The sequence below is a fragment of the Sinorhizobium mexicanum genome (genome assembly GCF_013488225.1).
Taxonomy (GTDB): domain Bacteria; phylum Pseudomonadota; class Alphaproteobacteria; order Rhizobiales; family Rhizobiaceae; genus Sinorhizobium; species Sinorhizobium mexicanum.
This window is the reverse complement of the sequence record NZ_CP041238.1, coordinates 3626076-3637842: the sequence shown is the minus strand read 5'-3', so window position 1 is coordinate 3637842 and position 11767 is coordinate 3626076. Positions and strand designations below refer to the sequence as shown.

The following is an 11767-nucleotide window of genomic DNA, read 5'->3' as shown; positions in this document are numbered from 1 at the left end:
ACGGCGCGAGGCGGATTGCGCCTTCGGCTGCGGTTTCTTGCCCTCGCCACTTTCGAGGGTCTTCTTCAGCGCCGACATCAGAGCGCGCGAGCCGGCATGGTTCCCCACTCACCGGCCGAGCCTGCGGCGCGGCTCCGGCTCCCGGTCGTTGCGAGGCGGCTCACGGGCAAGCACGCGCTCAATGGCTGCGATATGCTCGCCGGTGACGGCAGGGACGGGATCAGCGAGCAGTGCCTGGAGCACCTCCTTCGAAAGCACGCCGTTTGCGATCGCCTCCTCGAAGGCACAGCGGGTCTCCCGCTCGGCCTTCAATTGCGCGTAGAGCGCAAGGATCAGCCGGTCGCGGGCGTCAAGCCGTCGTGGCGCCGATTTCTCATCGGCTTTTCCGGGCATCTGGAGGGTCATGCGAGAGAAACGTGCTATGGCGCGGTGAAGTTCCAGAGCGTCGGCCACAGGAATATCTGCCCGGTAACACTCCCTTAACCATAGTGGTGTCTTAATCCGTGCATTAGGATTTGTGCAGTGCACGTCATCCTTTGACCAAAATTGACGGCAAGAAGGCAACCTGAAGCATTAGATCGCAATGCCGCGATCAGCGGCGATGCCGGGGCATTTTTGCAACAGGACGTTTGGGCGACCCGGTCATGAGCATGAACAGCTCTTGCCGGGTATTTGGATTCGGGGACTGGAAACGATGGAACAGGTTGGATTGGCCGCGACGAGCGATGTGACCCTCTGGTCGCTGTTCATGGAAGCGGGCTTTGTCGTGAAGCTGGTCATGCTGGGGTTGATCGCAGCCTCGGTCTGGACCTGGGGCATCGTCGTCGACAAGACGTTGAACTACGGCCGTGTTCGCCGGCAGCTCGACAATTTCGAGCAGGTTTTCTGGTCCGGCCAATCGCTCGAGGAACTCTACCGAACGCTCTCCGACCGGCAGACGGCCGGGATGGGTGCGATCTTCGTCTCCGCCATGCGCGAGTGGAAGAAGAGCTTCGAGCGCGGCGCCCGCTCGCCGATTGGCTTGCAGATGCGTATCGACCGCGCCATGGACGTGACGCTTGCTCGTGAATCCGAGACGCTCGAGGCAAGACTCGGCTCGCTGGCGACCATCGGCTCGGCGGCTCCCTTTATCGGCCTCTTCGGTACCGTCGTCGGTATCATGACGTCGTTCCAGGCAATCGCCGGTTCGAAATCGACCAACCTTGCCGTCGTCGCGCCCGGTATCGCCGAGGCGCTTCTCGCGACCGCCATCGGCCTGCTCGCCGCTATTCCCGCCGTTATCGCCTACAACAAGTTTTCCGCCGATGCCGGCAAGCTGACGGCACGGATGGAAGCTTTTGCCGACGAGTTCTCCGCCATCCTGTCGCGGCAGATCGACGAGAAGCTGCAGTCCTCGCGCCAGGCCGCGCAATAACGACCCTCGAGCACGGAGACCACGCTGATGGGTATGGCAGTTGGCGGAGCCAAGGGTTCGGGCGGCGGACGTCGTCGGCGCAGCGGCAAGAAGGCAATCATGAGCGAAATCAACGTCACGCCCTTCGTGGATGTGATGCTGGTGCTGCTCATCATCTTCATGGTGGCGGCGCCGATGATGACGGTGGGCGTGCCGATCGACCTGCCGGAGACGCAGGCAAAGGCGCTCAACTCCGACACCCAGCCGATTACCGTTTCGGTCAACCCGGCCGGTGAAATCTTCCTGCAGGAAACGCCGATCGGGATCGATGAGGTTGTTCCGAAGCTCGAGGCAATCGCCACCACCGGCTACAACGAGCGCATCTACGTGCGGGGCGACACCAACGCCGACTACGGCACGGTGATGAAGGTCATGGCGCGCATTTCGGCGGCCGGCTTCAAGAACCTCGGCCTCGTAACGCTCCAAGAACAGGAAAAGTGATCCTCGGTCATGAAGGGCAGTCTCGCAACCTCTGCTGTCCTCCACGCCCTGGTGCTGACCTGGGCGCTGGTTTCGCTTGGCAGCCCGGCCGACTTCGAGGTCGCGGATGTTGAGGCGCTGCCGGTCGATATCGTACCGATCGAATCGATCACGCAGATTCAGCAGGGTGACAAGAAGGCCCCCGCGAAGGAGAAGGCGTCCCCGGTTCCCACCAAAAAGCCGACGCCGGTCGAGAACGCCGAGAATATCGGCGACAACGACGTGGATCTGAAGACGACACCTACGCCCAACACCAAGCCGGTCCAGAATGAATCGGCAGCCGCTCCGGAGAAGACCGAGAAGGCGCTGCCGACACCTGATCCCGTCAGGGAGGAGATCCAGAAGGTCGAGGAACCCGAGCCGGCGTCCGAGCCCGCGACGGAAGTTGCCGCACTGCCCGAGCCGAAGCAGGAGGTAAAGCCCGAGACCAAGCCGGAACCCGCTCCCGCCGAGGAGCAGCCGGCCGAGAACCCGGAAGCCGAGGCGCTGCCCGACAAGGTGCCGACACCAATGGCCAAGCCCAAGGTCGAAAAGCCGGCGCAGACCGCCAAGACGCCGGAGCGCAAGAAGGAAGAGACCAAGAAGGAGCAGAAGAAGGCGTCCTCCGCCAAGGAGAGCGACTTCAATGCCGACGAGATCGCGGCGCTGCTCAACAAGCAGGACTCCTCCGGCGGCGGCGCGAAGCGTTCGACCGAGGAGGCGGCCCTTGGCGGCAAGAAGACGACCAGCGGCAACACGCTTTCGCAGAGCGAAATGGATGCACTTCGCGGGCAGATCCAGAACAACTGGTCGATCATTCCCGGCATGGCCGATGCCACGGACGTCCGCATCAAGGTGACGATGCGGCTCGACCCGAACGGCGAATTGATCGGCGAGCCGGAAGTGGAAGCGACCGGCGGTTCCGATGCGGCGCGCAGGGCGCTCATGGGCGGCGCTCGCCGCGCCATCCTGAAATCCGCACCCTTCAAGGGACTGCCTGCCGACAAGTACGATTCATGGAGCGAGGTCGTCGTCAATTTCGACCCGAGCTCGATGCTCTAAACAGGTTGGGGCGGGATGCGGGCGGAAAATCGCGCGCACTTTTTCTCATCCCGCCCAGAAAATGAGAGGCTGAAAGGCTTTATGGAAATGCTGAGACGCAATTTTTTCCGCCTTCTGATGGTGATGTTCGCAGGCTGTGGGCTCATTGCTTCGCCGGCAAACGCACTCGTCGAGCTCAACATCAACAAGGGCAACGTCGAGCCGCTGCCGGTTGCGATCACCGATTTTCTGCAGGGCGAGCTCGGCCAGAAGATCTCCGACGTGGTTGCCGCGGACCTCAAGCGCTCCGGACTTTTCGCGCCGATCGACAAGGGCGCTTTCATCGAGAAGATTTCCAATCCGGACGCTGCCCCCCGCTTCGAGGACTGGAAGGTCATCAACGCGCAGGCGCTCGTCACCGGCCGCGTAACTCAAGAGGGCGATGGCAGGTTGAAGGCGGAATTCCGTCTTTGGGACACCTTTGCCGGCCAGCAGATGCTCGGTCAGCAATTCTACACGCAGCCGGAAAACTGGCGCCGCGTCGCCCACATCATCGCCGATGCGATCTATGAGCGGATCACCGGCGAAAAGGGCTATTTCGACACCCGCATCGTCTATGTCGCCGAAAGCGGTCCGAAGACGGCGCGCAAACGCCAGCTCGCGATCATGGATCAGGACGGCGCCAACGCCCGCGCACTCACCAATTCAAACGACATCGTGCTGACGCCGCGCTTCTCGCCGAACCGTCAGGAAATCACCTACATGTCGTTCGAAAACCAGCAGCCGCGGGTTTATCTGCTGCAGCTCGAAACCGGGCAGCGCGAGGTGGTCGGCAACTTCCCGGGCATGACCTTCGCGCCGCGGTTCTCGCCGGATGGCCAGCGGGTGATCATGAGCCTGCAGCAGGAAGGCAATGCGAATATCTACACGATGGATCTGCGCTCGCGCACCACGACGCGGCTGACCAACACCGCAGCGATCGACACGTCGCCGTCCTATTCGCCGGACGGCAGCAGGATCGTTTTCGAAAGCGACCGCGGCGGCAAGCAGCAACTGTACGTGATGGGCGCCGACGGTTCGGGCCAGACGCGCATCTCCTTCGGTGACGGTTCCTATTCGACGCCCGTCTGGTCTCCGCGCGGTGATCTTATCGCCTTCACCAAACAGTCGGGCGGCAAGTTCTCGATCGGCGTCATGAAGCCGGACGGCTCGGGCGAGCGCATCCTTACAACGGGCTTCCACAACGAGGGCCCGACCTGGGCGCCGAACGGCCGCGTCCTGATGTTCTTCCGCCAGAACGCCGGTGCCGGCGGGCCGCAGCTCTATTCGATCGACCTCACGGGTTACAACGAGCAGCCGGTCCAGACACAAGGCTTTGCATCCGACCCCGCCTGGTCTCCGCTGATGGAATAGAGCGGACGAGGTGAAGTGCAAGCGGTTCTCCGCCCGCATCCCGCGTCTCCACTTGCTGAAGCGCGCCGCGATCATGCGGCGCGCTTCTTTGTTTTTGTTTTTGTGTATCTCCCGGCGGCGACCAGAACCGATCACATTTGCGATCGATCCAAGATCATCGTGATCGGGTGTCCACAGAAGTGGTGGCAAATGTGGCCGATGTGCCGCTTTCTCGCCGCAAAGTGCTGGTCTAGCAGGCGCCCCACGCAAATTATCGATTTGTTAACCATATCAGTTGAAAAGCAATTAACCGCTTCCGGTTACAGTCTGGCAACCGTGAATCAGACACTTCCAAGGAGACCCGGCCCATGAGCCGAATTGACACCCCGGCCGCGAGCCGCATGCAGACCATCGCCCGCAATCCTGTCATGATCGCTCTGGTCATGACGCTCGCTCTTGCCGGCTGCGCTTCGAAAAAGAACCTGCCGAACGACGCCGCCGGCCTCGGTCTCGGCGCAGGCGCTGCAACGCCGGGCTCCCAGCAGGACTTCACCGTCAACGTCGGCGACCGCATCTTCTTCGATACGGACTCCAGCTCCATCCGTGCCGATGCCCAGGCGACGCTCGCCCGCCAGGCTCAGTGGCTGGCGAAATACCCGAACTACGCGATCACCATCGAAGGCCACGCCGACGAGCGCGGCACCCGCGAGTACAACCTGGCGCTCGGCGCCCGCCGTGCCGCCGCCACCCGCGACTTTCTCGCCAGCCAGGGCGTTCCCGCGAACCGCATGCGCACCATTTCCTACGGCAAGGAAAAGCCGGTTGCCGTCTGCGACGACATCTCCTGCTGGTCGCAGAACCGCCGCGCCGTTACCGTTCTCGGCGGCGCCGGCATGTGACGCTCCGGCCACTGAAGTGGAAGTTTGAACGGGCGGCCACGGGCCGCCTTTTCTTTTTTACCACACTTTAGCCGAACTCCGTTGCTTTTTCACAGCGATTGGAAAACTGTGCGGCACTCACCTTTAGAATCGGCGACAGTATCGAGTATCGCGGACCGTGATCGCAGGGGTGGGAATAATCGGTATTCGAACAGGACAACTGAAATGAAGAAATTTGTCGTGGCAGGACTGATTGGTCTTGTGGCCCTCTCGGGTCTCGGACCAGCGGCAAATGCCATGCCACTTTCCGGGCTTTTCGCCCGCTCAACCCATGCCGATGCCGCCAGCAAAGAGAGCTTGCCGGTGGTGAAGGTGCAGTCGGCCGACCTCGGACGGATCGGTCAACTCGAGGAAGAGATCCGCTCGCTCAACGGGCGTATCGAGGAAATGAGCTTCCAATTGCTGCAGATGCAGGAACAGATCCGGAAGTTCCAGGAGGACAACGAGTTCCGCTTCCAGGATCTCGAAAACGGCAAGTCCTCTTCAAAGAAGAGCGGCGCACTTGAAGCGCCGAAATCCAGTGATCAGGCGTCCGTCACCCCGGGGGTGACGGATAGCCAACCCCCGGCGGCACCTTCTGCTGGCGGCAACGACATGGCGGCAACAGGCGCCAATCCCGGCTCGACGGGTGCCGCGCCGCCGACGACGTTGGGGCAGATCATTTTCGACGAGAGCGGCAACCCGGTATCGACCACCGCGGGCGCCCAGCCTGGCGCCAACGCTACGCTCCCCGGTGTCGACACCGGGACGGCCAACTCCGCCGGCGGTGATGCGGGTATCAATGCCAATCCGGGCACCGAGCAGCAAACCGCGTCCCTCGACAATCCGGCCGATCTCTACCAATCCGCCTACGGCCATGTGCTTTCCGGCGACTACGCCATGGCGGAACAGGAGTTCCACGACTATCTCGACGTCTTTCCCAACGGCGACAAGGCGGCCGACGCCAGTTTCTGGATGGGTGAGGCGCAATATTCGCAAGGCAAGTACAGCGACGCAGCGAAGACTTTCCTGAACGCGCACCAGGCTCACGGTAAATCGCCCAAGGCGCCCGAGATGCTGCTGAAACTCGGCATGTCGCTCGGCGCCCTCGACAACAAGGAAACCGCTTGCGCCACGCTGCGCGAGGTGAACAAGCGCTACCCCAAGGCTTCGCCGGCCGTGAAGGCAAAGGTGTCAAGCGAGCAGAGCCGGTTTGGCTGCTGAGGCGCGCCGCGTGCCCGAAGCCGTCATCGCCGCGGCCAGACAATTCCTGCGTTCCTTCGCCAAACCTTGCCGGATTCTCGCGGCCGTCTCTGGAGGCAGCGACTCCAAGGGACTTCTTCTTGCTCTCCACTCCGCGATCAGAAACGGAGGTAGCGAAGGTTTTTCGCTTGCCGCCTGCACGATCGATCATGCCTTGAGACCGGAATCCGCCGATGAAGCGGCAGCCGTGGCGGCGTTTTGTGCCGAACTGGGTATTCCCCACCTTGTAAGCCGCTGGGAAGGCGACAAGCCACGAAGCGGCATCCAGGCGGCCGCGCGCCAGAAACGCTATGAGTTGCTGGCCGATGCCGCCGCCGCGCTCGGCGCGGACTGCATTGCCACCGGGCATACGCGAGATGACCAGCGCGAGACGATCGCGATGCGCACTGCACGCGGCGAAGGGGAGGGACAGGGCAGCGCCGGCATGGCGAGCACCATGCTTTACGGGCGTCGCATCTGGGTCTCACGACCATTCCTTGGCCTGAGCCGTGCCGACATACGGGCATTCCTGAGCCTGCGGGGTATCGAGTGGTTCGACGATCCGAGCAACGCCAATCCCCTGTTCGAGCGTGTTCGCGTGCGATCCGAGCTCGAAGGCTCGGAAGAGGCGCCCGCAGCTCCGTGGAGCGCTGCCCAAAGGGCCGCGTCATCGACGCGGGCAGCCGCCATGATCGAGACCCATGTGCGCGTGCACGAGACCGTAGTGGCTGAAATTGCGGCGGCCCAGGCGGGAAACATGAGCGACGCCGATTGGCGCCGCGCGCTTCTGTCCGTTGCCGCAGTCCTCGGCGGCCGCAATCATTTGCCGGGGCATGCGACGATCGAGCGCATATCCGGCTTTCTGCAACCGGGCGCACCGGGACGCATGACGGCGGGAGGCGTCGTCTATGACAGGCGTCCAAACGGTCTCTACCTCTACCGTGAGGCGCGCAACCTGTCCGTTCTTGTCATCGATCCCGGTGAGACGAGCGTGTGGGACGGCCGCTTCAATGTGACGAATGACGGACAGGACCCGGTGGTCGTGACTACCTCGCAGAAAGATGGTCAATGGAATCAGATACTTATTGATGGGGACCTGCCCCGAGGAGTCGCCAAAAGGGCCACCCGGGCCGCGCCACATATCGGCCCGGCGCGTGCCGATATGGCCGGCTCGATCCGGGCGAAAGTCGAATGCCGCATCGCCCTTTACGACACCTTTTTGCCCGGTTTCGACCGGACTATGGCGGATGCGGTCGCGATGCTGTTCGGGCGCGAACGATACCCCGCTCCGCCGGTACACGACGTTTTTGACAGAAATGGAGAGGGAGCCGGCGGTTTGCCTTGGCAAGGCGACGCCAGAACCTTATGTTAGGGAACAAGACTGCGGCCCGGCGAAATGTCCGGGCTGCGACAGGTTCCGGGGAGTTCGATGAACCCTAATTTTCGTAATTTTGCCCTCTGGGCAATCATAGCGCTTCTCCTGATTGCGCTGTTCAGCATGTTCCAGCAGCCGACGGAGCGCGCCGGTTCACGCGAAATTCCATTCTCGCAGTTTCTGAAGGACGTCGACGCCAGCCGCGTCAAGGAAGTCGTGATCACCGGCTCGAAGGTGATCGGCAGCTATACCGAAAGCGGCGCAACCTTCCAGACCTTTGCACCCGCCGTCGATACCGCTTTGACCGAACGGCTCGAAGCCAAGGACGTCACCGTCACCGTGCGCCCGGAAACGGACGGATCGTCGGGCTTCCTGAGCTATATTGGCACGCTGCTGCCGATGCTGCTGATCCTTGGCGTCTGGCTGTTCTTCATGCGGCAGATGCAAGGCGGTTCCCGCGGGGCGATGGGCTTTGGCAAGTCCAAGGCCAAGCTCCTGACCGAAGCGCATGGTCGCGTCACATTTGACGATGTCGCAGGCGTCGATGAGGCCAAACAGGACCTTGAGGAAATCGTTGAATTCCTGCGCGATCCGCAGAAATTCCAACGCCTCGGCGGACGCATCCCGCGGGGCGTGTTGCTGGTCGGCCCCCCCGGCACCGGTAAGACTCTGCTTGCGCGCTCGGTCGCAGGCGAAGCGAACGTGCCCTTTTTCACGATCTCCGGCTCGGACTTCGTCGAGATGTTCGTCGGTGTCGGTGCCTCGCGCGTCCGCGACATGTTCGAGCAGGCGAAGAAGAACGCCCCCTGCATCATCTTCATCGATGAGATCGATGCCGTCGGCCGTCACCGCGGTGCCGGCCTTGGCGGCGGCAACGACGAACGCGAGCAGACGCTGAACCAGCTGCTCGTCGAGATGGACGGCTTCGAAGCCAATGAGGGGATCATCCTGATCGCCGCGACCAACCGTCCCGACGTGCTCGATCCGGCACTGTTGCGCCCGGGCCGCTTCGACCGACAGGTCGTCGTGCCGAACCCGGACATCAACGGTCGCGAACGGATCCTCAAGGTGCATGTCCGCAACGTACCGCTGGCGCCCAATGTCGACCTCAAGGTCTTGGCACGCGGCACGCCGGGCTTCTCCGGCGCGGACCTCATGAACCTCGTCAACGAGGCCGCCCTGATGGCGGCGCGGCGCAACAAGCGCCTTGTCACCATGCAGGAGTTCGAGGACGCCAAGGACAAGATCATGATGGGTGCGGAGCGTCGCTCCTCCGCCATGACCGAGGCCGAGAAGAAGCTGACCGCCTATCACGAAGCCGGCCATGCCATCGTTGCGCTCAACGTTCCATCAGCCGATCCGCTGCACAAGGCGACCATCATCCCGCGCGGCCGCGCGCTGGGCATGGTGATGCAGTTGCCCGAGGGCGACCGCTACTCGATGAGCTACAAGTGGATGATCTCGCGTCTCGCGATCATGATGGGTGGCCGCGTCGCCGAGGAAATCACCTTCGGCAAGGAGAACATCACCTCCGGCGCGTCCTCCGATATCGAGCAGGCAACGAAGCTTGCGCGTGCGATGGTGACGCAATGGGGCTTCTCCGATCAGCTCGGACAGGTTGCCTATGGCGAGAACCAGCAGGAGGTCTTCCTCGGTCACTCCGTGGCGCAGCAGAAGAACGTTTCGGAAGCGACCGCGCAGAAGATCGATAACGAGATCCGCCGTCTGATCGACGACGCCTACGGAACGGCGCGTCACATCCTGACGGAGAAGAACCACGAATTCGTGGCGCTCGCGGAAGGCCTTCTGGAGTACGAAACTCTGACGGGCGACGAAATCAAGTCGCTGATCCGCGGCGAGAAGCCTGCACGCGACCTCGGAGACGATACGCCTCCGCATCGCGGTTCGGCTGTCCCCTCCGCCGGCACGAAGAAGGAAGCTGGTGCCAAGGGCGAGGAGCCGGAAGGCGGCTTCGAACCGCAACCGCAATAGGGCTCGTCGGAAAAATGAATCGGAAAGCCGCCGCGCCGGAAGGAGCGGCGGCTTTTTGTTGGGTATGTTTACCCGGAATATCTTTCGCGCAGTTGGTAACGCGATGTAATGATTTCTGATGATAGGATTGCTGCCGTTTGCTGCGGTTTTATGCCAAAGATGATTCAACCCTGCCTGACCTCTGCGATGGACGCGAGCAGGCTGCAGAAATGGAGAGGCCGCTACTGCATGATTCCTTAAATCGGAATCGATTTGAGGACAAAATCATGCAGCAGTTCAAAGTGCTGCAGCGACCTTAGCGCGCCCCGTTCGACGCGCGGCGCTGTAGGGCGTCAAACTCTGGATACGAGGTCCGGCGATATGAAAGCCAATCGCGGAACACGCAGACAGACGCGGCCGGTAAAGACGATCCTGCCGAAGCAGGACCATGGAGTTCTTATGAAACGCAAATATTTCGGCACTGACGGCATTCGCGGCCAGTCCAATATTTTCCCGATGACGCCCGACCTCGCCATGCGTGTCGGCATCGCCGTCGGAACGATCTTCCGTAATGGAGCGCACCGCCACCGTGTCGTGATCGGCAAGGACACGCGCCTTTCCGGTTATATGCTCGAAAACGCGATGGTCGCCGGTTTCACGGCCGCCGGACTCGACGTCTTCCTGCTCGGACCGATCCCGACGCCGGGCGTCGCCATGCTGACGCGATCGCTGCGCGCCGATATCGGCGTGATGATCTCGGCCTCGCACAATCCGTTCCGCGACAACGGCATCAAGCTCTTCGGACCCGATGGCTACAAGCTTTCCGACGACATCGAGGAAAAGATCGAGGAGCTCATCGACCAGGATATGTCCGGCCAGCTCGCCAAGCCTGAGGATATCGGCCGGGCCAAACGCGTCGATGGCGACATCTACCGCTATATCGAACAGGCGAAGCGGACACTGCCGCGCGATGTCACGCTGAAGGGTCTCAGGATCGCCATCGACTGCGCCAACGGTGCTGCCTACAAGGTTGCCCCGTCCGCGCTCTGGGAGCTTGGCGCCGAAGTGGTGACGATCGGGACGGAGCCCAACGGCGTCAACATCAACCTCGAATGCGGCTCGACACATCCGGCCGCCCTGTCGAAGAAGGTTCACGAAGTCAGGGCCGATATCGGCATCGCGCTCGACGGCGATGCGGACCGGGTGCTGATCATCGACGAAAACGGAACCGTCGTCGATGGCGACCAGCTCATGGCTGTGATCGCGGACAGCTGGGCCACGGACGGAATGCTGAAGGGGGGCGCCATCGCCGCGACAGTGATGTCGAACCTCGGCCTCGAGCGTTACCTGAAGGGCAGGGGCATCGGACTGCACCGCACCAAGGTCGGCGACCGCTATGTCGTCGAGCAGATGCGCCAGGACGGCCTGAACGTCGGTGGCGAACAGTCCGGCCACATCGTGCTCTCCGATTTCGGGACGACCGGCGACGGCCTGGTGGCTGCGCTGCAGATCCTCGCCGTCGTCAAGCGTCAGGGCAAGTCGGTGAGCGAAGTGTGCCACCGCTTCGAGCCCGTGCCGCAGATTCTGAAGAATGTTCGCGTGTCGGCGGGCAAGCCGCTCGAGCACCCGTCCGTGCAGCAGGCCATCGCCGACGCCGAAGCGGGCCTTGCCAAGAATGGCCGTCTGCTGATCCGTCCGTCGGGAACGGAGCCGCTGATCCGAGTCATGGCGGAAGGTGACGACCGCGGCCAGGTCGAGCGCATTGTCGATGAACTCGTCAATGTGATCGGCAACGTTCGCAGCGCCGCCTGACGCAGATTGCATGTCGCGATCGAAAGCCGGCATCGCTTGCCGGCTTTTTTGTTGCGGCAAGGCATTGGTTGGATGTGGCCGAACATCAGCAATTGTTAAAAAACA

Annotated in this window: 10 protein-coding genes; 9 read left to right on the top strand and 1 reads right to left on the bottom strand. The window is 62.3% G+C overall.

The annotated features are described in order from the left end of the window. Positions 1-108: 108 nt before the first annotated feature. Complete coding sequence (locus FKV68_RS17180) at positions 109-393, bottom strand: hypothetical protein (RefSeq protein WP_180939004.1); 285 nt, start codon at positions 391-393, stop codon at positions 109-111. Positions 394-694: 301 nt separating this feature from the next. Between FKV68_RS17180 and tolQ the strand changes: the two genes are divergently transcribed. From tolQ to glmM, 9 genes are all read left to right on the top strand, one after another. Further along, on the top strand, positions 695-1414 hold the full coding sequence (gene tolQ, locus FKV68_RS17175; protein ID WP_136508078.1) for a protein TolQ: 720 nt from the start codon (positions 695-697) through the stop codon (positions 1412-1414). A 27-nt stretch (positions 1415-1441) separates the two neighbouring features. Continuing rightward, complete coding sequence (gene tolR, locus FKV68_RS17170) at positions 1442-1894, top strand: protein TolR (RefSeq protein WP_180939003.1); 453 nt, start codon at positions 1442-1444, stop codon at positions 1892-1894. A 9-nt stretch (positions 1895-1903) separates the two neighbouring features. Then, complete coding sequence (locus FKV68_RS17165; RefSeq protein WP_180939002.1) at positions 1904-2974, top strand: cell envelope integrity TolA family protein; 1071 nt, start codon at positions 1904-1906, stop codon at positions 2972-2974. 81 nt (positions 2975-3055) lie between these two features. After that, the gene (tolB, locus tag FKV68_RS17160) at positions 3056-4366 is read left to right on the top strand and encodes a Tol-Pal system beta propeller repeat protein TolB (protein ID WP_180939001.1); all 1311 of its coding nucleotides are present in this window, start codon (positions 3056-3058) and stop codon (positions 4364-4366) included. A gap of 347 nt (positions 4367-4713) precedes the next feature. Next, positions 4714-5244 carry a peptidoglycan-associated lipoprotein Pal gene (gene pal, locus FKV68_RS17155; protein ID WP_180939000.1) on the top strand — a complete coding sequence of 177 codons (531 nt, stop codon included), beginning with the start codon at positions 4714-4716 and terminating at the stop codon, positions 5242-5244. 204 nt (positions 5245-5448) lie between these two features. Beyond that, entirely contained in the window at positions 5449-6486 is a 1038-nt protein-coding gene (ybgF, locus tag FKV68_RS17150; protein WP_180938999.1) for a tol-pal system protein YbgF, read from the top strand. A gap of 10 nt (positions 6487-6496) precedes the next feature. Next, entirely contained in the window at positions 6497-7876 is a 1380-nt protein-coding gene (tilS, locus tag FKV68_RS17145; protein WP_180938998.1) for a tRNA lysidine(34) synthetase TilS, read from the top strand. A gap of 57 nt (positions 7877-7933) precedes the next feature. Beyond that, positions 7934-9871, top strand: a complete 1938-nt coding sequence (gene ftsH / locus FKV68_RS17140) for an ATP-dependent zinc metalloprotease FtsH (RefSeq protein ID WP_180938997.1) — start codon at positions 7934-7936, stop codon at positions 9869-9871. Positions 9872-10309: 438 nt separating this feature from the next. After that, complete coding sequence (gene glmM / locus FKV68_RS17135; protein WP_180941545.1) at positions 10310-11662, top strand: phosphoglucosamine mutase; 1353 nt, start codon at positions 10310-10312, stop codon at positions 11660-11662. Positions 11663-11767: the final 105 nt, after the last annotated feature.